Annotated in this window: 21 protein-coding genes; 19 read left to right on the top strand and 2 right to left on the bottom strand. The window is 52.2% G+C overall.

Features of this window, described 5'->3' with window-relative positions; translation table 11 throughout:
• Window positions 1-40 precede the first annotated feature (40 nt).
• The 3 genes from pyk (at window position 41) to RB297_RS24760 (ending at window position 2,481) form a co-directional block, all read left to right on the top strand.
• Window positions 41-1,468 carry a pyruvate kinase gene (gene pyk / locus RB297_RS24770; RefSeq protein WP_009595064.1) on the top strand — a complete coding sequence of 476 codons (1,428 nt, stop codon included), beginning with the start codon at window positions 41-43 and terminating at the stop codon, window positions 1,466-1,468.
• Window positions 1,469-1,574: 106 nt separating this feature from the next.
• The gene (locus RB297_RS24765; protein WP_096776313.1) at window positions 1,575-2,084 is read left to right on the top strand and encodes an acyl-CoA thioesterase; all 510 of its coding nucleotides are present in this window, start codon (window positions 1,575-1,577) and stop codon (window positions 2,082-2,084) included.
• 4 nt (window positions 2,085-2,088) lie between these two features.
• Window positions 2,089-2,481 carry an FxsA family protein gene (locus tag RB297_RS24760; RefSeq protein WP_096776312.1) on the top strand — a complete coding sequence of 131 codons (393 nt, stop codon included), beginning with the start codon at window positions 2,089-2,091 and terminating at the stop codon, window positions 2,479-2,481.
• Between the two features lie 141 nt (window positions 2,482-2,622).
• On the opposite strand, the gene ytvI is transcribed toward RB297_RS24760, so the two are convergent.
• On the bottom strand, window positions 2,623-3,741 hold the full coding sequence (gene ytvI, locus RB297_RS24755; protein ID WP_015736985.1) for a sporulation integral membrane protein YtvI: 1,119 nt from the start codon (window positions 3,739-3,741) through the stop codon (window positions 2,623-2,625).
• Window positions 3,742-4,120: 379 nt separating this feature from the next.
• Between ytvI and citZ the strand changes: the two genes are divergently transcribed.
• The 5 genes from citZ to RB297_RS24730 all read left to right on the top strand — a co-directional run bounded on the left by citZ (window position 4,121) and on the right by RB297_RS24730 (window position 9,360).
• A complete protein-coding gene (gene citZ / locus RB297_RS24750; RefSeq protein ID WP_375121709.1) occupies window positions 4,121-5,233 on the top strand; it encodes a citrate synthase in 1,113 nt (370 codons plus the stop codon).
• Window positions 5,234-5,379: 146 nt separating this feature from the next.
• Window positions 5,380-6,672, top strand: a complete 1,293-nt coding sequence (gene icd, locus RB297_RS24745; RefSeq protein WP_009595069.1) for an NADP-dependent isocitrate dehydrogenase — start codon at window positions 5,380-5,382, stop codon at window positions 6,670-6,672.
• A gap of 14 nt (window positions 6,673-6,686) precedes the next feature.
• Window positions 6,687-7,628 carry a malate dehydrogenase gene (gene mdh, locus RB297_RS24740; protein ID WP_015736984.1) on the top strand — a complete coding sequence of 314 codons (942 nt, stop codon included), beginning with the start codon at window positions 6,687-6,689 and terminating at the stop codon, window positions 7,626-7,628.
• A 153-nt stretch (window positions 7,629-7,781) separates the two neighbouring features.
• The gene (locus tag RB297_RS24735; RefSeq protein WP_009595065.1) at window positions 7,782-8,207 is read left to right on the top strand and encodes a hypothetical protein; all 426 of its coding nucleotides are present in this window, start codon (window positions 7,782-7,784) and stop codon (window positions 8,205-8,207) included.
• A gap of 286 nt (window positions 8,208-8,493) precedes the next feature.
• Window positions 8,494-9,360 carry an SDR family oxidoreductase gene (locus RB297_RS24730; RefSeq protein WP_015736983.1) on the top strand — a complete coding sequence of 289 codons (867 nt, stop codon included), beginning with the start codon at window positions 8,494-8,496 and terminating at the stop codon, window positions 9,358-9,360.
• Window positions 9,361-9,490: 130 nt separating this feature from the next.
• Here RB297_RS24730 and RB297_RS24725 read toward each other — a convergent pair whose 3' ends face one another.
• Window positions 9,491-9,865 (bottom strand): hypothetical protein, encoded by a 375-nt coding sequence (locus tag RB297_RS24725; protein WP_036673584.1) that lies wholly within the window; start codon window positions 9,863-9,865, stop codon window positions 9,491-9,493.
• 217 nt (window positions 9,866-10,082) lie between these two features.
• Here RB297_RS24725 and RB297_RS24720 point away from each other — a divergent pair, with 217 nt between their 5' ends.
• The 11 genes from RB297_RS24720 to polA all read left to right on the top strand — a co-directional run bounded on the left by RB297_RS24720 (window position 10,083) and on the right by polA (window position 24,217).
• Window positions 10,083-11,636 carry a fumarate hydratase gene (locus tag RB297_RS24720; protein ID WP_375121708.1) on the top strand — a complete coding sequence of 518 codons (1,554 nt, stop codon included), beginning with the start codon at window positions 10,083-10,085 and terminating at the stop codon, window positions 11,634-11,636.
• A 162-nt stretch (window positions 11,637-11,798) separates the two neighbouring features.
• Window positions 11,799-12,770 carry a bile acid:sodium symporter family protein gene (locus RB297_RS24715; RefSeq protein ID WP_096776309.1) on the top strand — a complete coding sequence of 324 codons (972 nt, stop codon included), beginning with the start codon at window positions 11,799-11,801 and terminating at the stop codon, window positions 12,768-12,770.
• Between the two features lie 25 nt (window positions 12,771-12,795).
• Window positions 12,796-14,613 (top strand): two-component system histidine kinase PnpS, encoded by a 1,818-nt coding sequence (gene pnpS, locus RB297_RS24710; RefSeq protein WP_192570845.1) that lies wholly within the window; start codon window positions 12,796-12,798, stop codon window positions 14,611-14,613.
• 70 nt (window positions 14,614-14,683) lie between these two features.
• Window positions 14,684-15,415 (top strand): response regulator transcription factor, encoded by a 732-nt coding sequence (locus RB297_RS24705; protein ID WP_375121707.1) that lies wholly within the window; start codon window positions 14,684-14,686, stop codon window positions 15,413-15,415.
• A gap of 177 nt (window positions 15,416-15,592) precedes the next feature.
• Window positions 15,593-16,771, top strand: coding sequence for a methyl-accepting chemotaxis protein (locus RB297_RS24700; protein ID WP_375121706.1), 1,179 nt, complete (start codon window positions 15,593-15,595; stop codon window positions 16,769-16,771).
• A gap of 129 nt (window positions 16,772-16,900) precedes the next feature.
• Window positions 16,901-17,905, top strand: coding sequence for a PstS family phosphate ABC transporter substrate-binding protein (locus RB297_RS24695; protein ID WP_375121768.1), 1,005 nt, complete (start codon window positions 16,901-16,903; stop codon window positions 17,903-17,905).
• A 97-nt stretch (window positions 17,906-18,002) separates the two neighbouring features.
• The gene (gene pstC / locus RB297_RS24690; RefSeq protein WP_009594642.1) at window positions 18,003-18,896 is read left to right on the top strand and encodes a phosphate ABC transporter permease subunit PstC; all 894 of its coding nucleotides are present in this window, start codon (window positions 18,003-18,005) and stop codon (window positions 18,894-18,896) included.
• Window positions 18,897-19,772: a phosphate ABC transporter permease PstA gene (gene pstA, locus RB297_RS24685; protein ID WP_096776306.1), complete on the top strand. Its 876-nt coding sequence runs from the start codon at window positions 18,897-18,899 to the stop codon at window positions 19,770-19,772.
• Between the two features lie 47 nt (window positions 19,773-19,819).
• Window positions 19,820-20,575 carry a phosphate ABC transporter ATP-binding protein PstB gene (pstB, locus tag RB297_RS24680; RefSeq protein WP_009594645.1) on the top strand — a complete coding sequence of 252 codons (756 nt, stop codon included), beginning with the start codon at window positions 19,820-19,822 and terminating at the stop codon, window positions 20,573-20,575.
• Window positions 20,576-20,629: 54 nt separating this feature from the next.
• Window positions 20,630-21,289 carry a phosphate signaling complex protein PhoU gene (phoU, locus tag RB297_RS24675; protein WP_015736975.1) on the top strand — a complete coding sequence of 220 codons (660 nt, stop codon included), beginning with the start codon at window positions 20,630-20,632 and terminating at the stop codon, window positions 21,287-21,289.
• 267 nt (window positions 21,290-21,556) lie between these two features.
• Window positions 21,557-24,217 carry a DNA polymerase I gene (gene polA / locus RB297_RS24670; protein ID WP_375121705.1) on the top strand — a complete coding sequence of 887 codons (2,661 nt, stop codon included), beginning with the start codon at window positions 21,557-21,559 and terminating at the stop codon, window positions 24,215-24,217.
• The last annotated feature ends 13 nt before the right edge of the window (window positions 24,218-24,230 follow it).

Genomic DNA, 24,230 nt, shown 5'->3' with positions numbered 1-24,230 from the left:
AGAGATATAGAGAACCCTTTAATAAACGGAGGAAACCCAAATGCGCAAAACAAAAATTGTATGTACCATCGGTCCTTCCAGTGAATCGTTGGAAAACACCAAGAAGCTCATTATGGCCGGCATGAACGTGGCTCGTCTGAACTTCTCCCACGGCGACTTCGAGGAGCATGGCAACCGGATCAAGAACATCCGCCAAGCTTGCGAAGAGTTGAACAAAACGGTAGCGATCCTGCTTGATACCAAAGGACCGGAGATCCGTACAGGCAAACTTGAAGTGGAACCGATTGAGCTTGTACAAGATGAATATATCACCCTTACTACCGAGGAAATCCTTGGTGATAAGAATCGTTTGTCCATTACTTATAAAGAGTTGCCTCAAGACGTTCAAGTCGGATCGACGATCCTGATCGACGACGGTCTGATCGGTCTGACCGTGGTGGAGATTCAAGGCACCGAAATCAGATGCCGCATCGTTAATGGCGGAACCATTAAGAGCAAAAAAGGTGTTAACGTGCCGGGAGTCGCGATTTCCCTCCCAGGTATTACGGAAAAAGACGCCAACGATATCATTTTCGGGATCGAGCAGGGCATCGATTTTATTGCCGCTTCCTTCGTTCGTAAAGCAAGTGACGTGCTGGAAATTCGCGAATTGCTGAAGAAGCACAATGGCGAGCACATCCAAATCATCTCCAAAATCGAGAACCAGCAGGGCGTTGACAATCTGGATGAAATCCTGGAAGTATCCGACGGCTTGATGGTAGCCCGTGGCGACCTCGGCGTTGAAATTCCGGCTGAGGAAGTTCCGTTGGTTCAAAAACGCATGATCGAAAAATGTAACCTGGCCGGCAAACCGGTCATTACGGCTACGCAAATGCTGGATTCCATGCAGCGCAACCCGCGTCCTACCCGTGCGGAAGCAAGTGACGTTGCCAATGCGATTTTCGACGGAACCGATGCCATCATGCTCTCCGGCGAAACGGCTGCAGGTAAATACCCGGTGGAATCCGTATTGACGATGTCCCGCATCGCGGAAAAAGCGGAATCCGCACTGAACTATCGTGAATTGTTCTTGAAGCAGCGCATTGCACAAGAAACCAGCGTAACCGAAGCGATCAGCCAATCGGTTGCGATTTCGGCACTCGACCTGAATGCCAAAGCGATCATTTCGTCTACCGAATCTGGTCAAACAGCTCGCATGGTATCCAAATACCGTCCACAGGCTCCTATCGTCGCCGTAACGACCCAAGAAAGAACGCTGAGACGTTTGGCACTGACTTGGGGCGTAACGCCGGTTAAAGGCGAGCAGGCTTCTTCTACGGACGAGATGTTTGATTATGCGCTGCAAGGCGGCGTGAAATCCGGACTCGTGAAAGAAGGCGACCTTGTTGTGATTACGGCGGGCGTGCCGCTGGGACGTTCCGGTTCCACGAACCTGCTGAAAGTGGACCAAATTCCACAGCAGAAGTAGATTCATCATCAAGAATCCGCTGGATTCTGAATATAGCTGCATATAAGCAATGGACGACGTTTCTTGTCGGCCATTGCTTTTTGCATACATGAGGGGGAAGAAGACGTTGGCTAGTCCATCCGTACCGACGCGAAGCCGCTGGTTCTGGACATCCTTTCGGGTGCGTTACCAGGAAAGCGATCAAATGGGTGTCGTGTATCATGCGAACTATTTAAACTGGTTTGAGATCGGGCGTACCGAAATGATCCGTGAAATGGGATTTACGTATCGGGGAATGGAAGAAGAAGGCGTCCTGCTCCCTGTAGTGGACCTTGACATCAAGTACCGCCGGCCGGCGCGATATGATGATCTCGTGACAATATTTACAAGAATGACTGCTTTCTCCCCGCTGCGAATACACTATGAATACGAGGTCCGTCTGCTGAGTGAGCAGGAGCAGGCGGATTTGGGAGCGAGGGGTTGGCGTACCGAGTCCGAGCTCCCCGGTTCCTTGTTAACGGCAGGAGCGACCCGGCATGTATGGCTGAACCGGGAGTGGAAGCCGGCCCGACTGGATAAATGCGCGCCAAAGCTGTATGATGCATTGAAGGATACCCTTTTGGGGAGGAAGGAGTAGCTTCATGTTCAAATGGATGCTGGCAGCGATTATTTTTGTGCCTACTATTGAGATATTCGGCTTTCAGTTTGTTGCGGACCGCGTAGGCGGCATGAATACATTGCTTTTGACACTGCTGACCTCTGCCGTCGGCGTGGCCATGATGAGATTCGAAGGCCGCAAAGCGATGGAAGACGCCAAGCAGAGAATGAATACAGGCATGGTACCGGGTGCTTCCATGGCGGACGGCCTATGCATATTTGCGGGTGGAGTACTTCTCATTCTGCCGGGCTTTGTAACTGACATGATCGGCTTTACGTTGATATTTCCGTTGACCCGCCCGCTGTATCGGATTTTGCTGTTGAAATGGATGAAGAAAAATATGAAAAACGGCAAGATTACGATCTTTCGCAGATAATACAAGCAGACATTACCATAAGACCGGTCCCGCAAGGGGCCGGTCTATTTTATGCAAGGGAGCAGCCTATTTCAATCTTTCCAAATACGATGTTCACATTAGCCCAATGATAAGATAAATCAAGCCGTCTCTTAACGCGGGCTACCTGAACCTGCCCCCGATAATGTAATTCCTCAGGTCCTTGAACACATGGGCCCGATGAAAAGCGTCCAGGATGACAAGCGACACGGGACCGATGATCAGTCCCAAAATCCCGAACAGCTTAAGCCCGACGAACATGCCCAGCAGGGCGGCAAGCGGATCCAGCCCGACGCTGCTGGCCAGCACCTTGGGCTCCATGATCTGACGGACGACCAGAATGATGCTGTACAGGACCGTCAGCCCGATGCCGAGTGTCAGGTCGTCGGACATAAAAGCATACAGCGACCACGGAATCAGGACGATGCCCACACCCAGGTACGGGAGTAGATCCACCAAGCCGATCAGAAGCCCGATGGAGAAGGCGGAATCCACGCCGAGCGCATAGAGCGTGATCGTGACGATGACGGCCGTAATGGATATGAGAATCAGCTGGGCTCTGGCAAATCCGAACAGCGCTTTTTTCAGATCCGAGAAGATATAGTTCATCGGTTTACGAATGACGTCGGGCAGGAGACGGAGCAGCGCGCGGTTATGACGTTCCCAGCTGTTGCTGAGAAAGAACGTGGACAGCAGCACGACAATGAAAATCGTCCCCAAATTCGGCAAATAATAAATAATTTGCAGGATACCGTTAAAAATACCGGTAACGAGGTCGGTCACGGCAGTGCCAATCGTCTGCGTCGTACGGGTGATGTTTTGGTTGATGGTATCGTGATAATTCGGGTTGTTCTGATAGAAACGGCTGATCTCATTGACGATATTCTGGAAGCTCTCATTCTGCGTCCAGGCCGTCAGCCATTCCACCCAGGCGTCAATGTGGAGATTAAAGGACTGGGACAGGGCAATCAGTTCCTTGACCAGCCTGCTGACGGCCGCGGTGAGAATCAACAGGGCTGCGCCGAAATACAGGAGCAGGGACAACGTGACGGCGATCCAGCGCGGCATTCTCAGACTCCGCTGGAGCAGGTTGACGCAGGGGTTCATCGCATAGGCGATGATCCAGGCCAGAAGGAAGGGATAAAGCAGCGGCAGCAGTACATATATCAAATAGGCGATCACGAAGATGGAAGACAGCACCCACACTCCCCGGCCCAAACGTTTAAGCATCAATCGTTCCAATGAATCACACTCCTTTGCAGCTGACTTGGAGGGACGAGCAGAAAGGCTCATTCTATACGTATGCAGGGAGTTTCAATATAAGGATAAAGAGTTCAAAAATGGTCGTCTTCATGATTCGACAATGAGAATTATCACAGGTATAATGGAATTGTAAGTGATTTCAAAAAAATGTTTATGGTATCGATAAAACAATTTGATGCGGCGAATGTCGCTGCTCATGTTCACATATCAGACAAAATCCAGTATGATATGAGAAGGTTTGCGACTAGGACCATAGCAATTTTTTTGCGCGTTTTTCTTTTTCATCTGACTTCATGAAAATGTTTTCATGATTGTCAAAATAGTTCAGTTTATCCCGATCATAAAGGAGAGATGTTGCATGACAGCTACCAAGGGTTTGGAAGGCATTGTAGCTACCACCTCCGCGATTAGTTCGATCGTCGATGGCGTTCTGACTTACCGTGGATATGATATTGACGATCTCGCAGAACATGCAAGTTTTGAAGAAGTAGCCTACCTGCTCTGGTTCGGAAAGCTTCCGAATGTAGAAGAGTTAAAGGCGCTTCAACAAGATTTGAGCAACTATGCCGCCATTCCGGATGAGCTTATCCAGCAGATCAAACTGTATCCGAAGGACGGCAATACGATGGCTGCGCTTCGTTCGGCTGTATCCGCGCTCGCTCTGTACGACGCCGAAGGCGACGATATGAGCCGTGAAGCGAACGAGAAGAAAGCGGTTAAACTTCAAGCTCAGCTTCCGACGATCATCGCTGCCATTGCCCGCGTTCGTCAGGGCAAAGAGCCGGTGGCTCCGAAAGCAGGCGCCTCCATCGCGGAAAACTTCCTGTATATGCTCAGAGGCGAGGAACCTGACCAGACTTCCATTAAGGCACTGGATCAGGCGCTCGTATTGCATGCGGACCACGAGCTTAACGCATCCACGTTTGCGGCCCGCGTGACCGTAGCCACGCTGTCCGACATTTATTCCGGTGTTACTTCCGCCATTGGCGCGCTGAAAGGCCCTCTGCACGGCGGCGCGAACGAAGCCGTCATGAAGATGCTGAACGAAGTCGGTTCGATTGATCGGGCTCAGGCGTACATTCAAGAGAAGCTGGACAACCGTGAAAAAATTATGGGCTTTGGACACCGCGTATACAAAAACGGCGATCCGCGCGCGAAACATCTCCAAAAAATGTCCCGCGAGCTTGGCGAAATGAAAGGCGATACCACGCTGTACGATATGTCGGTGCTGATCGACGAAACGGTTACCAACCAAAAAGGCCTGAAGCCGAACGTCGATTTCTATTCCGCCTCCGTCTATACGCAGCTTGGCATTGAGCACGAATTGTTCACGCCGATTTTCGCGATCAGCCGCGTATCCGGATGGACCGCGCATATTCTTGAGCAGTATGAAGGCAACCGTATTATCCGCCCGCGCGCAGAGTATACGGGGATGACCGATCAAAAATATGTGCCGATAGAACTTCGCTAAGTGGCTAGCAATCATGTACAATAGGCTAGAGGACCGCTTAAACGCGAGTGAATCGCGGGTGGCGGATTTCTCTATGCCTATTGCACACAGTATCGCATTGAAATGGCTAGAGAAAAGAACCATATTCGAAGGAGGAACTCATACTCATGAAATTGGAAAAATTCGCATTGCCGACTGAAGGCGAGAAAATCACGATTGATAACGGAACCCTGCAGGTGCCTAACAACCCTGTTATTCCTTTTATTGAAGGCGACGGCACAGGCCGTGACATCTGGAAAGCTTCCAAGCGCGTCCTGGATGCAGCTGTAGAAAAAGCGTACAACGGTTCCAAGAAAATTGCCTGGTATGAAGTATTTGCCGGTGAGAAGGCATACAATACATACGGTGAGTGGCTCCCGAACGATACGCTTGAAGCGATTCGCGAGTACATCGTTGCAATTAAAGGACCTCTTACAACGCCAATCGGCGGCGGTATCCGTTCCCTGAACGTTGCCCTTCGCCAAGAGCTGGATCTGTATACCTGCTTGCGTCCTGTCCGTTATTTCAACGGCGTACCGTCTCCGGTAAAACGTCCTGAGCTGGTCGACATGGTTATTTTCCGCGAGAACACGGAAGACATCTATGCAGGCATCGAATACAAAGAAGGCTCCGACGAAGTGAAGAAAGTGATCAAGTTCCTTCAAGACGAAATGGGAGCAAACAAAATCCGCTTCCCGGAAACTTCCGGTATCGGCATCAAACCGGTGTCCTCCGAAGGTTCCAAGCGTCTTGTACGCGCAGCGGTTGAATATGCGATCAAGCATGGCCGCAAATCCGTAACGCTCGTTCACAAAGGCAACATCATGAAATTTACGGAAGGTGCCTTCAAAAACTGGGGTTACGAAGTGGCTGAAGCTGAATTCGGCGATAAAGTGTTCACTTGGGCCCAGTACGATATCATCAAGGACAAGGACGGCGTAGATGCAGCTAACGCTGCTCAAAAAGCGGCTGAAGAAGCCGGCAAAATCATCGTTAAGGATGCGATTGCCGACATCGCGCTGCAGCAGGTTCTGACTCGCCCAACCGACTTTGACGTCATTGCGACATTGAACCTGAACGGCGACTACCTGTCTGACGCTCTGGCTGCGCAAGTTGGCGGTATCGGTATCGCTCCGGGCGCTAACATCAACTACGTAACAGGACATGCGATTTTCGAAGCGACTCATGGTACGGCTCCGAAATATGCAGACAAGGACGTAGTTAATCCTGGTTCCGTTATCCTCTCCGGCGTTATGCTGCTTGAGCACCTCGGATGGCAGGAAGCGGCTGACCTGATCTACAAAGGCATGGAAACGTCCATCAACAACAAAACCGTGACTTACGACTTCGCCCGCCTGATGGAAGGCGCTACTGAAGTGAAATGCTCCGAGTTCGCAGACGAAATCATTAAAAACCTGTAAGGAGGAGATTCATCGTGGCAATTACTCGTAAAAAGATTACGGTAGTAGGTGCTGGCTTCACAGGTGCGACTACCGCCCTGATGCTGGCTCAAAAAGAACTGGGTGATGTGGTGCTGCTGGATATCCCGCAGCTCGAGAACCCTACCAAAGGTAAAGCGCTGGATATGCTCGAAGCAAGTCCCGTCCAGGGATTTGACAGCAACATAGTCGGTACATCCAACTATGAAGATGCAGCTGATTCCGATATCGTAATCATTACAGCAGGCGTAGCCCGCAAGCCGGGCATGAGCCGCGATGACCTCGTCAACACCAATGCAGGAATCGTGAAGTCCGTATGCGAGAACGTGAAGACTCATGCACCGAACTCCACGGTCATCATCCTGAGCAACCCGGTGGATGCCATGACCTATGTGGCGTACAACACGCTCGGATTTCCCAAGAACCGCGTCATCGGTCAATCCGGCGTATTGGATACGGCACGCTATTGCACCTTTATCGCGCAAGAGCTGAACGTATCCGTTGAGGATGTCCGCGGTTTCGTTCTGGGCGGCCATGGCGATGACATGGTTCCTCTCGTTCGTTACTCCAGTGTGGGCGGCATTCCGATCGACACGCTTATTCCGGCTGAACGCATTGAAGCGATCGTGCAGCGCACCCGGGTCGGCGGCGGCGAAATCGTCAATTTGCTGGGGAACGGCAGCGCCTACTACGCGCCTGCTGCTTCCTTGGTCCAAATGACGGAAGCGATTCTGAAGGACAAGAAACGGATTATTCCGGTTATTGCCCTTCTGGAAGGCGAGTACGGTTATGACAACCTGTTCATGGGCGTGCCGGCCATTCTCGGTGGAGACGGCATCGAGCGCATTTTCGAGCTTGAGCTGACCGCCGAAGAGAAGGCGGCGCTGGATAAGTCGGCGGAATCCGTGCGCAACGTGACTTCGGTCGTGAACCTGTAATTTGAATCAGGATTCACAAAATCGTCTAATAATGCAATCCCGTCCCGTGATTCGGGGCGGGATTGCTTTTCTTTGGATGATCTGTCCAGTATAATAGGAGACGATGAATTCGATGTAACATAAATCACACTAACGACTTTGGAGGAATTGTTTATGTGGAACGTGACATTTTTTCTGCATATGGTCGGTACGGCGGCGCTAGGGTTTTACTTGATCCTGCCGTTTGTTGTCGGCGGTATTCAGAAGCTGTCTCTGGGCGCTCAAGAAGGAGCCGTGAATACGATTCGGGTTGCGAACCGTTTTGCGCAGTACGGCTTGGTCATTCAGCTGTTGACTGGCGGATACATGATGTCCCAGGGCGAGTATTCGGTTCCTTGGATGATCATTGTAACGGTGTTGCTGCTGGCGATGTTTGCGATTGGAGGCATTATGAGCAAGCCGCTCAAGAATGCGCTTGCAGGCATCCGCGAGAAGCGTGAAGTGAAGGAAGAAACAAGCAAGCTCGGCACGCTTAGCGCATTGCTCGCCTTGCTGCTTCTGGTTATGATCTTCTTCATGGTATTCAATCATATCATCTAAGAACAGCTACATACGAAGAGAAGCCGTCCGTTGATTCGGGCGGTTTTTTTGATATTACAGCAATTAGATATTCCGGGGGTTCCCGCAAAACGGCGGACTGGACTTTGAGCGCAAGGCCCCGTCAAGAGGGGGATTTTGTTACGGGAAAAGCACCGTGCTTACGTTTGATCCCGTTCATTATGGGTAAAAACAATAGCGAAGGGCTTTTTATGAGAATAAGAAGCCGCGTCGAACGCATCCTATGAGAGGTAGTTTGAGATACTGACCTGAAAGGAGAAATGTTCATATGCCACAAGATCAACAGAAGCAGACATTGCCGCCCCAGCATCAGGATCACAGACCCGGAACCGAATCGGAGATGCACCCGAAGCCGGAGTTTGAAAGTAACGAGTACAAAGCAGCCGGTAAGCTAAAAGGAAAGGTAGCGCTGATTACCGGGGGCGACAGCGGGATCGGCCGTGCGGTTGCGGTCTACTATGCCAAGGAGGGCGCGGATGTATCCATTGTGTATCTGAACGAGCACAAGGATGCGGAAGAGACCAAGCGACAGGTAGAGCAGGAAGGGCGTAAATGCCTGCTGATCGCCGGCGACGTCGGCGACGATGCGTTTTGCCGCGATGCAGTCACCGAAACCGTAGAGAAGCTTGGGAAGCTCGATATTCTTGTCAACAACGCAGCCGAACAGCATCCGCAGAAGAAGATCGAGGACATTACAAAAGAACAATTGGAGCGGACATTCCGCACGAATATTTTCGGGATGTTCTATTTGACGCAGGCGGCGATGCCGCATCTGTCCAAGGGAAGCTCCATTATTAACACGACCTCCATCACGGCTTACCGGGGAAGCCCGCAGCTGCTGGATTATGCATCAACCAAGGGTGCCATCGTGGCCTTTACGCGTTCCTTGTCGATGAACGTGGTCGGTCAAGGAATCCGGGTAAATGCCGTTGCGCCGGGACCCATCTGGACGCCGCTGATTCCTTCGACGTTCCCGGCGGATCAGGTAGCCGAGTTTGGGGCGACCCAGCCGATGAAACGTCCGGGTCAACCGGAAGAATTGGCTCCTGCTTATGTATATCTGGCATCAACGGACTCCTCCTACGTGAGCGGTCAAGTGATTCATGTGAACGGCGGCGAAGTGATTAACGGTTAAAGCGTTGATTCCTTTTGCGCCTAGTAAACATACTCGATGACAGAATAGAGCGGACATCATGGGCTTCAGCCCGGATGTCCGCTCTTTTATCATGGGAGAGGGTTAGGTGAGATTACAGGCATACGGAGAATCAGATGGTTCTAAACCCGTTTGGAAGCCGTCCGGTATCGCGGATCGCCCGGATTTGAGCCAGCGTCAAACGGCGGTTCGAACTAATAATGGACTCTGGCTCTTCACCGCCGATGATATCGTCAAGATCGCCGATGTTGGTGCTGCCGCGGAATACTCTGAATCTGCCCCTGAAATTCGGCTCCGAGAACAGGACCAGGGTTGCGTTAGCGTTGGGGGAGAAGAATCTTAAGCTTTCAATGTCGCCAAAAGCTCTCTCGAGATTCCGGATCCCTACATTTCCACGCACCACAAATCGCCGTCCTCTGTAAAACTCATTTCTGAACAGGGCAAGTCTTGGAAAAACAACCTGGGAGACTGTAACTTTTCTCATCATAGCAATCACCTCCTTTCCTTAACCAATATATGAGAGATTCATAGATTGGTATGGTCATTATGACCGGCAATTCAACACATTTTCTCGTCTCTTTCATTTTTTCAAGTAAACCCTTTCATGTGCGGAATGATATGATATGATAACAATATTGGCAGTTTATAATGATTCTTTTTTGCTATGAGGATTGGGTCATGAAAGAGAGGAGTTTACTGACGCTATGAAGTTATTTGAAGAGAGCATGTATCGACTGATTGTAGAAACCTCCACGAATTTGCCCGGAGACGTGCGAAGAGCAGTCAACCGTGGACGAGCGTCCGAGGATGCGGCAACGCGAGCGGGGCTGGCACTGGCAACGATCGCTCAAAATATCGAGATGGCCGAGCAGGAAGTATCGCCGATCTGCCAGGATACGGGCATGCCGACGTTTATCGTGCATACACCCGTGGGTGCGAATCACATCGAAATGAAGAAGGCGATCTATGCGGCGGTGGTTCGCGCCACGAAGGATGGCAAGCTGCGTCCCAACTCGGTGGATTCGTTGACAGGCGCCAACAGCGGGGATAATCTCGGACCTGGTTCGCCCGTCATCCATTTCGAGCAATGGGAGCAGGATAAGGTGGACGTCCGTCTCATCCTGAAAGGGGGCGGCTGCGAGAACAAAAACATCCAGTACAGCCTTCCCGCAGAGCTTGAAGGATTGGGAAAAGCGGGACGTGACCTGGACGGAATCCGCAAGTGCATCATGCATGCCGTGTATCAAGCCCAGGGGCAGGGCTGCAGCGCCGGATTTATCGGCGTAGGTATCGGAGGCGACCGCACGACCGGATACGAGCTTGCGAAGCATCAGCTGTTCCGGCATGTGGAAGACGTGAATCCGAATGAGGATCTGGCGAAGCTCGAAGATTACATATTGGAAAATGCAAACAAGCTGGGGATCGGCACGATGGGCTTTGGCGGAGAAGTCACGCTGCTCGGCTGCAAGGTCGGTGCGATGAACCGCCTGCCGGCAAGCTTTTTTGTATCGGTGGCCTATAACTGCTGGGCGTTCCGCCGTCAGGGCGTACGGATTGAGCCGGAAACCGGGGAGATCGCGGATTGGCTGTATGAAGCAGGCAGCGAGGTGCAGATGAATGCAAACTCCGAAACGGCAGCGTCCCGAGTCGGAGAATCAGCGCCAAGTGATTCCCAAGGACGTGAAGTAGTGCTTCAGACGCCGATCAGCGAGGAGCAGATCCGTTCCCTGCGCGTCGGGGATGTGGTGGTGATCCGAGGCGAGATGCATACCGGACGGGATGCGCTTCATAAATACCTGATGGATCACGATGCCCCTATCGATCTGAACGGAGCCGTGATTTATCACTGCGGTCCGGTTATGATGCAGGATGAAGAGGGATGGCATGTCAAGGCGGCAGGCCCGACGACCAGCATTCGGGAAGAACCGTACCAAGGCGATATTTTGAAAAAATTCGGCATTCGCGCGGTTATCGGAAAAGGCGGCATGGGGCCGAAGACGCTTCAAGCCTTGCAGGAGCATGGCGGCGTGTATCTGAATGCCATCGGCGGGGCTGCCCAGTATTATGCGAGATGCATCAAAAAAGTAAACGGCGTGGATTTCATGGAGTTCGGCATTCCGGAAGCGATGTGGCATTTGGAGGTCGACGGCTTTGCCGCCATCGTTACCATGGATTCGCACGGAAACAGTCTGCATGCCGATGTGAGCAAGGATTCCGCACAGAAGCTGGCGATGTTTAAAGAGCCGGTGTTCTCCTGATTCAAATCACGATGAGTAAGCATCGATTGGCCATCACGTGCCGGTCGGTGCTTTTTTGTTGAGCGCAAGCAGGGAGCCTTATTTCGAATTTTCGTTGCGGTTCGGATCGCCCCGGTTTATGATGAAAGTCAAATACGTCAATTCAGTCATAGGAGGAAACTGTTGAGAAGTTTTGGACTGGCCTTTGCATCTTGGTTTGAAAAGTACACCTTTCTCTTGATTCCCGGGTCGCTGGTGCTAGGCTGGCTGCTCTCGGACGTGCTGCTGGACCTTGTTCACTGGATTCCTTATCTATTCGGTTATATTACGCTGGTCATGGCGCTTGGCTGCGGCATCCGCCATCTGCAAGGGGTGCTGAAACGCCCGTTTGCCGTCATGCTGACGCTGTTTCTCGCCCATGCGGCCGCACCGGTGCTCGCCTATGGATTGGGCTCGGCCGTATTCGGCGCGGACTCGGACTATACGATAGGCTTGCTGCTGTTCGCGATCATTCCGCTCGGGATATCCTCGGTGATGTGGGTCGGAAGCTCCGGCGGCAGCGTTCCGTTCATCTTGGCGGTGGTGGTGCTGGACACCATACTCAGTCCCTTGGTCGTGCCGGCTCTGATGGATATGTTTATCGGAGATGCACTGGTTGCATGGAATGCGTCCGCGCTGATACTTGATTTGCTGACTATGGTGGTATTGCCCACTCTGATCGGGGTGATGCTGTATGAGGTATCCAAAGGACGGATCAAGGAGTGGTCGGCTCCCGTGACGCAGCCGATATCGAAGCTGTTTTTCATGCTTGTGGTGATGCTGAACGCGGCTGCTATCGCTCCCCATGCCGCAGGCATGAAGGAGGAAATGCTGGTGGTCATCCCGGTTGTCGTTGCCCTGATCGTGATCTGTTATTTACTCGGCTACTTTGGTTCCTATGCGATGCCGGGACGGACACAGGACATGCAAATTACATTTACCTACGCGTCCGGCATGAGGAATATATCCCTCGGGATGGTGCTTGCGACATCATATTTTTCTCCCCAGGCGTCCATTCCGGTCGTGCTGGGCATTATGTTTCAACAGCCGGCCGCAACGGTCATTCACGCACTGTTCCACCGAAGACGGACACGGGCGATAAGTTATCCCAAATGATCATGAAGCAGAAAGAGGAGAGACCATGAAGCAGTATCGCAACCGTTTGACTCTGATTATGCTTACTTTAATCGGGTTATCCATGCTTGCGGCAGGCCTGGCTATGGTGACGGTGTTCAAACAGTCCCATATCCAGCTGCTGGAGGATAATATGGTCCGGGAGATTCGGCTCCTGCAGACCATGATGGAGTTCCCGGATACGGACGGCGCGGAAGCCGTTTCGTATTATACCGACAGGTCCTTGCAGCTGGAGGAGCTGTCCGATGCGAGAGTGACGTTCATACTGAAGGACGGCAGGGTGATCGGGGATTCGGAAAGCGACCCGTTGACCATGGATAATCATGCTTATCGCGAGGAGATGCTTCAAGCGGTCAAAGAAGGCCGCGGGAGTACCATTCGCCGCAGCGATACGCTTCAGCAGGATATGCTGTATGTCGCTCTCCCGGTCAAGGCCGGGGAGAATTTCGATGGATTCGTTCGGTTGTCCGTCAGCCTGAAGGAAGTCGATCAGGGAGTCAAGCAAGGCTGGACCGTCATGGGGATCGGCCTGCTGGTGTTATTTCTGATTGCTGCCTTGGTGAGCTACCGCGTCGCTCAAGGGTTGACGTCGCCGCTTGAGAAGATTACGCGCGTAGCTAGACGGATCTCGCGTCTGGAATACGATGCGAGAGTGAAGATTCACCGTAAGGACGAGATCGGTCAATTGGCGCAAGCCATCAATGGAATGGCAGACAGCCTTCAAACCCAGCTGCGGACGATACGGGATAACGAAGACTTGCTGCAGAGCGTCCTCAACAATATGACAGGGGGCATCGTCTTGGTTAGCGGAGCCGGCCAAATCATCCTTGTAAACCGGGCCGCTGAGAAAATGCTCGGCATTAACGCCGAGGTGATTACCGGGAAATCGTACCGCGAGCTGAAGCAGCATTATGAATTGACCAAACTGATGGAGGAAGGCCTTGGAAGCCAAGCGGACTTCCATGAGGAACGCAACGTTTATTATCCGGTGGAATCGATTATCCGCATTGACGGAGTGACGATGATGCAAGAGGAAGAGCAGGAGCCTTATCGGCGCGGCATGCTCTTCCTGCTGCAGGACGTTAGCGATATCCGCAGGCTCGAACGCATGCGAAGCGAATTCGTTGCCAATGTGTCTCATGAGCTGAAGACCCCGCTGGCTGCGGTGAAAGGGTTTGCCGAAACGCTGCTCGGCGGCGGAGTTACCGACGAGAAGACGTCACGTTCCTTCCTCCAGATCATCTATGACGAATCCGAACGGCTGAACCGTCTGATCGGTGACATTCTGGAGCTGTCCAAGATCGAATCGAAGCGGATTCAGATGGATTACTCGCCGATTCATCTGTCGGCGTTCTTCGATACGATATCCGAAATGATGCGCACGGTAGCGGAGAAGAAGCGGATCGGCCTGGAGCTCGACGTTCCGGAGGAGTTGTTTATGGAAGGCGATGAGGATAAGCTTCGCCAGATATTTATGAATCTTCTCTCGAATGCCATCAGTTACACGCAGGAGGGCGGACGAGTAAAATTAACGGCGCGTGAAAAGCATAATAACGGGAGTGCCGATGATTTCGTGGAATTCGTGGTCAAGGATTCCGGGATTGGCATTCCGAAGAAGGATCTACCCCGCATTTTTGAACGATTTTACCGGGTGGATAAAGCGCGTTCGCGCGGATCCGGCGGAACGGGGCTTGGATTGTCGATCGTTAAGCATCTGGTGGATCTTCACCACGGAACCATCAAGGTGGAAAGCGAGCTGGGCATCGGAAGCTCCTTCATCATCGAGCTTCCGATCCTGCAGGAAACCCACGATACAGGGAGTTAACACTCCGTTAACATTCTGTTGATATACTTGCATGAGCAGTCCAATTAACAAGATAAGGGCGGGGGTACCATTGACGCAACGCATGCTTGTCATCGAAGATGAGCCGACACTTTCGCGGCTGTTGTCTTACAATTTGACGCAGGAAGGCTTTCAAGTCGAAGTAGAGGAACACGGTACGGCAGGTTACGAGAAAGCGTCAAAACATGAATACGATTTGATCCTGCTGGATGTTATGCTGCCTGGCATGAACGGCTTTCAGATCTTAGAGAAACTACGCAGTAACGGAATTACGACGCCGATCATCATTTTGACCGCGAAGAACGCCGAAGAGGAAGTTGTTCAAGGTTTGAAGATGGGGGCGGATGACTATATTACCAAGCCGTTTGGCGTCTCCGAGCTGCTGGCTCGCGTATCGGCCGTCATGCGCCGGGTGTCCGGCCATGCTGACGAGGTAAAGACGACGGACAATCAAGGCAACGTCATTTCGCTTGGACAGCTGGAAATCTATCCTGAGAAATACGAGGTGCGGCTTGGCGGTCAGAGCATTAATCTCCGTCCGAAAGAATTCGAGGTGCTTCTTTATCTGGCCAAGAAACCGGGCGTGGTGTTAACAAGGGACGATCTGATGAACGTGGTCTGGGGCTTCGATTATATCGGCGGACAGCGAACCGTCGACGTTCACGTGAGCTCCCTGCGCAAGAAGCTTGAACTTGATCCTGAGTCCGTACACATCGACTCCATCCGCGGAGTTGGTTATAAACTTGTGGTAAATCCCATTAAAGGCTCCCATCATTCGATTTGAAATGATGCGGAGTATTTTTTTTGGGTCTTTGGGCAGGACCTAAGCATGTCCAATGTCTCATATTCTTGCCAACATCCCTCCTTCGTTTACACTCCCTTAATCATTCCAGAATATTCCCATAACACTTGTCCGTTAAGATGCGTCTAAAGGACCAGATCAATCAAGGGGTGAGGGCGCATGACACTGCTTCAATGCCAACCGAATCAGACAGAGAGAACCGAAGCGGAAGTAGAGGCGGCAATGGATGGCCAATCAGCAAGCAAACCTGAAGCAGGCGCATTATATCGGCAGTACATAAGAAAGGTCCCTATTATCCGAAAATCCGAAACCTGCCTCGACGTGCTGAATGTTTTTACGAAGGATCAGCATATCCCTTGCGTTATTTATTGCGATGAAGCAGACAGGCCGTCGGGGCTGATCATGCGGGATGTTTTTTACCGGCGAATGATGGGCCGGTTTGCCGTTGACCTGTATTATTCCAGGCCGGCCTTCCAGTTTGGGGACCATCAACCGATGAAGGTCGATGTGACCGAGAAGGTAGGAACACTGCTGCAATTGGCCCTGCAGCGCCCGGATTCGAAATTTTATGATTGCGTCCTGATGACGGAGGCTGACCGCCTGCTGGGCGTGCTTACCGTACGGGATTTAATGAGTCTGTCAAGCGGTCTCCAAACGGAAGCGGAAGAGAAGCGGGAGCTGATTCTTCAGGAAAGCTTCCGGCATACCGGGAACATCCAATCCTCGTTGACCGAGGTTCGAGCGGCGGCAGCCAGAACGAATGCGGAATGTATACGGATGAGGGAATGGTCCCAGACGGGTAAGAAGAAGCTTGACCATGTCCGAACCTCTTATCTTGGCCTTGTGGAGGATATGACGAAGCGTGAAGGGCAGGCCGCCGAGCTCGCTGCGGATGCCAGCCGCATTTCCTCGATAACCGGCATGATTACCGAGCTGGCCAATCAAAGCAGTTTGCTGGCAATGAATGCTTCGATTGAAGCTGCGCATGCCGGAGAGCATGGGCGGGGATTTCAAGTGGTCGCGGCAGAGGTGCAGTCGCTGGCCAAACAAACGCGTAAGCTGTCAGGGGATATCGCCCAGCTGCTGGAGCACATCCAGCGGCTGGCGGGAGATACAGCCGTTGGCGCCGTATCTTCGCTGAAGGAAATCCAGTCCTGTGAGGGGTATGTAACGGAAGGCTCCGATATGTTTAACGAAATGGAGACCGCCGTCGAGAAGGTTCAGAAGTCGGGGAATCAGGTTTATCAACTGGCGGAGGAAACCGTTAGGCGCGTGGAGCGGGTGAAGGATGAGCTCGCAGGATTAAACGGATCGTTAGAAGAAAAGCCGAGCCTATGAATCTAGTTTTATCAAAATATTTTACACTGCGTTTACATTTCTCAGAAACTGTTATTACATTACGGGATTATTATCAATATTGTAAGTAGGAAGTTAGAGACAACAACCATTTTGAAGGAGTGGATTCGTTTGTTAAAAAGAAGGGGTCGTAAACCAGCAGGCATTCTCGTACTGGTATTGATGCTGAGCACGCTTTTGGCGGCATGCGGCGGAGGAACAACTTCCGGCGGTGCTTCCGGAGAAAATACAGACAACGGTTCAGCACAGCAAAATGAAGGAAGTACAACAACAGCTTTGTCGGGAACGATTGAAATTGACGGTTCCAGTACATTGCATCCATTGACCGAAGCCATTGCCGAAGAGTTCGGCGCAGCTAACCCGGATGTCCGCATTCCGATCGGAACAGGCGGAACAGGTGGCGGTTTCAAACGCTTTAACAATGGAGAGATTCCAATCTCCAATGCATCCCGTCCAATTAAAGACAGTGAAGCTGAAGAAGCAAAATCCAAAGGCATTTCCTATCATGAGGTTCTGGTAGCTTATGACGGACTATCCGTTGTTGTTAACCCGAGCAATGAATTCGTAGATAAATTGACAGTAGATGAGCTGAAGAAAATTTACGAGCCGAACAGCACCGTAAAAACATGGGCTGACGTTCGCGAAGGATGGCCGGCTGAGGAAATCAAAATTTACTCTCCTGGTACAGACCACGGAACATTCGACTACTTCACAGAAGCGATTAACGGTGAGGCACAAGCAAGCAGAAATGACAGCCAAATCACGTTCAGTGCCGATACCAACGCAGTCGTACAAGGAGTTGCTGGCGACAAAAACTCCATCGGATACTTCGGATTCTCCTTCTATGAAGAGAACCAAGACAAGTTGAAGCTGGTTCCGATCGATAACGGTACAGCTACCGTAGCTCCAAGCATGGAAACGATCAAGGATAACAGTTATGCTCCATTGTCCCGTCCGCTGCTGCTTTACGTAAACGATAAAGAGCTTGAGCGCCCGGAAGTGAGTGCATTCATGACCTTCTACCTTGATAATGCCGCTAGTCTTGCTGGCGAAGTCGGTTTCGTACCGCTTCAAGACGAACAGTATCAAGAAGAAAAAGACAAGTTGGCAAAATAATAAAGATTTCATGCCCGAAGGGAATCCTTCGGGCAACCCATAGAAAGGGAAGAGGAGAATGAACAAAACTTCACCCGTGGCGGCAAACACTAAAAGCATGACATTCCGTCGAAGCAAAACGCGCATCTCAGACAAAATCATTCCAATCCTGCTCGGCTTGTGTGCCATGCTTTCGGTGTTTACCACCATCGGTATCGTATATACGCTTCTACAGGAATCCGTGATCTTCTTCAAGGAAGTGCCGGTATGGTCCTTCTTGACCGGAACGACATGGAGTCCGATTCTCCCTCCAAAAGAATTCGGCGTGCTGCCCCTGCTGGGCGGCACATTGCTGATTACAGGCATTGCGATCATTTTCGCAGTGCCTATCGGCTTGGCATGCGCTATTTATCTCAATGAATACGCTCCTGCCCGGGTTCGGGGGGTTGTAAAGCCAGTGCTTGAAGTGTTGGCTGGTGTACCAACGATTGTTTACGGATATTTTGCGCTTGAAACCGTAACGCCATTCCTTCAAAAGATTTTTCCCGATATGGGGATATTCAATGCGCTTAGCGCGGGGCTCGTGGTCGGCATCATGGTCCTGCCGATGATTTCGTCTTTAAGCGAAGACGCGATGCGTGCTGTTCCCAAGAGTCTTCGTCATGGGGCATACGCGCTGGGTGCTACCCGATTCGAGGTTGCGCTGAAGATCGTGCTTCCAGCCGCTCTGTCCGGGGTCGTGTCCTCATTCGTATTGGCATTCTCGCGCGCGATCGGCGAAACGATGATCGTGACGGTGGCTGCAGGCGCCACGCCGCAGCTGACGCTGAATCCGCTGGAAAGCATTCAGACGATGACTTCGTATATCGTTCAGGTAAGCATGGGAGACGTTCCGCGAGGAACGATTGAATACGGTACGATTTTTGCAGTAGGTTTGACCTTGTTTGTCATCACCTTCTTGCTTAATATATTGGCGCAGTGGGTCGCTCGCCGCTTCAGGGAGGAATACTAGATGGAACAATTGAATCTGGGGGACAGCAAAGGAATCAACCGGAGACGCCGTAGTGACCAGACGCTGCATATGATTTTCCTGGCTTGTACCAGCATCGGTATTCTTGTTTTGATGGCTTTGATCGTGACGATCGTGATGGATGGCGTTCATCGGCTCTCGCCTGATCTGTTCACCAACTTTCCGTCGCGCATCGCGGATAAAGCAGGACTGAAATCGCCGATTGTCGGCACGATTTATTTGCTTTTGCTCATGGCTCCACTGTCCTTCGTACTGGGCGTGGGCGCGGCCATCTTTCTCGAAGAGTATGCGGGCCGCAGCCGCTGGGTTCGGCTCATTCAGCTGAATATCAGTACGCTTGCAGGGGTTCCTTCTATTATATACGGCATCCTGGGGCTGGCGATTTTCGTGCGCGGCATGAATCTTGGCCGCAGCCTGTTGTCCGGGGTACTAACGATGACGCTGCTCGTGCTGCCGATTATCATCGTTGCGGCGCAGGAGGCGCTTCGCGCCGTGCCTAAGAACCGGCGTGACGCTTCATACGCGCTGGGCGCAACGAAGTGGCAAACGGTATCCAGCGCCGTGCTGCCGTCAGCGATTCCTGGAATTATGACCGGGGTTATCCTGGCCTTGTCTCGTGCGATCGGCGAAACCGCACCGCTTATCATGATTGGTGCTTTAACGTACGTGGCCTTCTTGCCGGAAAATCTGCTCGATTCGTTTACTGTCATGCCGATCCAGATCTTTAACTGGGTATCCAGACCAAGTGAGGCATTCCACGAGCTGGCGGCTTCGGGTATCATCCTGCTGCTCATCATGCTGTTCATCATGAACATCGCAGCCGTGTGGATTCGGAACAAGTATTCGAAGAACATCTAAGAGACGCATAGCAGATCTAATCGTGAAAAAGGAGACATGAATAAGATATGGAATCCATCATACAGATAAAAAAATTGAATTTATACTACGATACGTACCATGCGCTTAAAAACGTCGATCTGGACATTCCGGAGAAAACGGTGACGGCATTCATCGGACCGTCGGGCTGCGGTAAGTCAACGCTGCTGCGTACGCTGAATCGGATGAACGACATGATCCCTTCCACCCGAATCGAAGGCAGCGTGCAAATCGGCGGGACGGAAATCTACAGCGAGGAGGTCCACGTCGAGGCCTTGCGCAAGCAGGTAGGGATGGTGTTCCAGCAGCCGAATCCGTTCCCTAAATCGATCTATGACAACATCGCTTACGGGCCGCGCCTGCACGGCATCCGCAATAAAGCGGAGCTTGACCAAATCGTGGAGCAAAGCTTGAAGCAGGCTGTGCTGTGGGACGAAGTCAAAGATTATCTTAAGCGTTCTGCGCTGAGCCTGTCCGGCGGTCAGCAGCAGCGCCTGTGCATTGCCCGGGCCCTTGCCGTACAGCCGGATATCCTGCTCATGGATGAAGCCACGTCCGCGCTGGACCCGATCTCGACGCTGAAGATCGAAGAGCTGGTGCAGGAGCTGAAGAGCAAATACACCATCGTTATGGTTACGCACAATATGCATCAGGCTGCACGCGTATCCGGGCAGACGGTATTTTTCCTGAATGGCGAAGTGGTTGAATCCGCAAATACGGATACGCTATTCTCGACGCCGTCGGATGCACGTACCGAGGATTATATCTCAGGCCGTTTCGGTTAAGGCCGTTATTACGACAATGATCTTTCTTAAAAGTAGATAGGAGGAGCATCATACATGATCCGGAGAATTGAGTTTGATCAGCAGCTTGATGAGCTGAGAAGTTTGCTGCAGGATATGGGCAAGCATATGGAGGAGGCGCTGGCAAACAGCGTGGAGTCCCTCCAGACCTTGGATGCGGAGAAAGCGCAGGCGGTTATCAAGAACGATGTGCAGTTAAACAACATGGAAGAGCAAATCATGGACATCGGCTCCCGCCTGATCGTGACCCAGCAGCCTGTGGCAAAGGATTTGCGCCGAATATTGGTTGCTTTCCGGATTGCAAGCGATTTGGAGCGTATGGGAGACTTGGCGCGGGATGTCGCTAAAGTTACGATCCGTCTGCAAGGCCAGAAACTGATCAAGCCTTTGGTGGATCTTCCGCGGATGTCGGATATGGTGCGTGCGATGGTTTCGGAATCCATCGAATCCTATCTGACGGAAAATACGGATCTGGCTTATAAAATGGCACAGGATGATGATCAGGTCGATCACTTGTACAGCGTCATTCTGCAGGACCTGTATTCGCATCTGACATCCGATCCGGATTCGGCCAATCAAGCGATGCTGCTGATCATGGTGGGACGCTACATCGAACGGATCGCCGACCATGCAACCAACATCGGCGAGAGCACGGTGTACCTCGTAACGGGTCATCGTCCTGACCTCAATCAATAGCTAAATGTTAGTCAAACGCTGGCGAAAGCCGGCGTTTTTTTGCGAGCATTTAGAAAACTCCAGCGAAGCGAGGCCATTCTTTCATCGCATTTATATGTTTTGGGGCCCCCGCAAAGGATTTGGAATAAGCATCGAAGCACAGGCTCCACTTTGTGGGGCTATTTTGCGGGAAAACACGAATTCACCGTTAATCGAACGGATTGTTCGGATTTGGCGTTAACCTATGTTATCATGTGGAAAGGAAGTAATATTGGTGCGAGGTGTTCTATGGACAAGTTGATTCTGATTGATGGAAATAATATCATTTACCGGGCATTCTTTGCGATGCCGCCGCTGACCAATGCCAGCGGACAACAGACGAATGCGGTTTACGGCTTTACGACGATGCTGCTTCGCTTGATCGAGGAGCATAAACCGACGCATATGATGGTGGCATTCGATGCCGGCAAGGAAACGTTCCGCCATGCGGATTTTCAGGAGTACAAGGGCGGCCGACAAAAGACCCCGCCGGAGCTCTCAGGACAATTCCCGCTGCTGAAGGAGCTGCTGAAAGGCCTGGGCGTCTCCCAATTCGAAATCGGCGGTTATGAGGCCGACGACATTATCGGTACGATTACCCGCCAGGCTGACGAAGCCGGCCGCAAGGTGATGGTCGTCTCCGGGGACAAGGACATGCTGCAGTTGGCTTCGGAGCATACCACGATCGCGATGGTCCGCAAAGGCGTCACCGAAATCGAGTATTACGGACCGGAACAGATTAAGGAGCGGTATAACCTGACGCCTGATCAGATTATCGACCTTAAGGGATTGATGGGCGATGCTTCCGATAACATTCCCGGCGTTCCGGGAGTAGGGGAGAAGACCGCGCTGAAGCTGCTTCATGAATTCGGATCCGTTGAAGCGGTGGTGTCCCGGACCGATGAGCTGAAGGGCAAGATGAAAGAGAAGATCGAGGAGCATGCGGATTCCGCCATACTCAGCAAGAAGCTGGCTACGATCTTCCGCGAAGTGCCGCTGGAACAGTCGCTGGATGAAATGGCATTTACGGGCCTGAATGAAGAGACGGCTGGTCCCGCACTGGCGAAGCTCGAGTTTAAATCGCTTATTGAACGGTTGAACCTGAGCACAAGCGGTGCCGCTGGTGATGCGGCGGAGTCGAAGCCTGAAGCGAAGATCGACGTGACCCTTGTGGACGCGACGGGAATTGCCGAGGTTGCGGATCATCTGGCACAAGTGACCGTGCTCCATGTGGAAACGCATGGGGACAACCCCCATCATGCGGACGTGATCGGGCTGGCACTCGCGACGGAGGAGCGGCAGTACTTCATTTCGTTTGACGTGCTGAAGTCGGAAGAGGCGGAGCCTGTCCGTGCTTGGCTTGCCGATAGCGAGATCCAAAAACGCGGGTATGACCTGCACCGTATTGACCTGGCGCTGCATTGGCAGGGCATCGCTTTTGCCGGCGCGGCATTCGACGTTCACCTGGCAGCTTACCTGCTGGATCCTACGGAATCGAATCAAACCCTTAGCGGGCTGGCCTCCAAGTACGGTCTGGCCTATCTTCAAGCCGACGAGGACGTGTTCGGTAAAGGGGCCAAGTACAAGGTTCCCGATGTGGAGAAGCTCAGCGAGCACATGGCCAGAAAATGCCTGGCCGTATCCGAACTGGTTCCCATTCAGGAGAAGGAGCTGGCTGCGAATGAAATGCTCCCGCTGTTCCATGATCTGGAGATGCCGCTTTCCCGCATTCTGGCCGATATGGAGAAGCAGGGAATCGCCGTGAATGCGGAGGATTTGAAGGAGCTGGGACGCGAGTTCGAAGGGCAGATCGCGAAGCTCGTTCAGGAGATTTACGAGATCGCCGGAACGGAATTCAATCTCAATTCGCCTAAACAGCTCGGCGAAATCCTGTTTGTGAAGCTGGAGCTGCCGGTCATCAAGAAGACCAAAACCGGTTATTCCACCGATGCCGAGGTGCTCGAAAAGCTGGCGCCTTATCACGATATCGTCCGCTTGATTTTGCAGTACCGTACATTGGCCAAGCTGCAATCCACTTACGTGGAAGGACTGCTGAAGGAGATTTCATCCGCAACCGGCAAAGTGCATACCTACTATCGTCAGACCATTGCCGCTACCGGCCGTCTGAGCAGCCAATACCCGAATTTGCAGAACATTCCGATCCGTCTGGAGGAAGGGCGCAAGCTGCGCAAGGTTTTCGTTCCGTCGGAACCGGGCTGGAGCATTCTGGCAGCGGACTACTCCCAAATCGAGCTTCGCGTGCTTGCGCATATCTCGGACGACGAACGGCTGAAGGAAGCCTTCGTCCACGACATGGACATCCACACCAAGACGGCGATGGACGTGTTTGGAGTCGGCATGGATGAGGTGGACTCCAATATGCGCCGGTCCGCCAAGGCGGTTAACTTCGGCATCGTGTATGGGATCAGCGACTATGGCCTGTCCCAGAACCTGAACATTACGCGGAAGGAAGCGGCAGCGTTTATCGACCAGTATTTCGAGGTGTTCCAGGGCGTGCGGCGCTATATGGACGTGATCGTCAAGCAGGCGAAGCAAGACGGGTATGTGAAGACCTTGCTCGAACGCAGACGGTATCTGCCGGAGATTAACGCCAGCAACTTCAACCTGCGCTCTTTTGCAGAGCGGACGGCGATGAATACGCCGATTCAGGGAACGGCCGCGGACATCATCAAGCTGGCCATGGTCCATATGGACAAGGCGCTCCATGAGCGCCAATTGAAGAGCCGCATGCTGCTCCAGGTGCACGATGAATTGGTGTTCGAGGTACCGGAGGATGAGCTGGAGGTCATGAAGGAATTGGTGCCGGACGTGATGAGTCAGGCGCTGAAGCTGTCCGTGCCGCTGAAATCGGAAGTCAGCTATGGCGAGAACTGGTACGAGGCAAAGTAAAAGCTGCACGGTG

The sequence above is a fragment of the Paenibacillus sp. CR_12 genome, from assembly GCF_041953985.1.
GTDB lineage: Bacteria > Bacillota > Bacilli > Paenibacillales > Paenibacillaceae > Paenibacillus_AQ > Paenibacillus_AQ lautus_A.
Note: the sequence above shows the minus strand (reverse complement) of the source record. Positions and strands in the feature narration are given on the sequence as shown.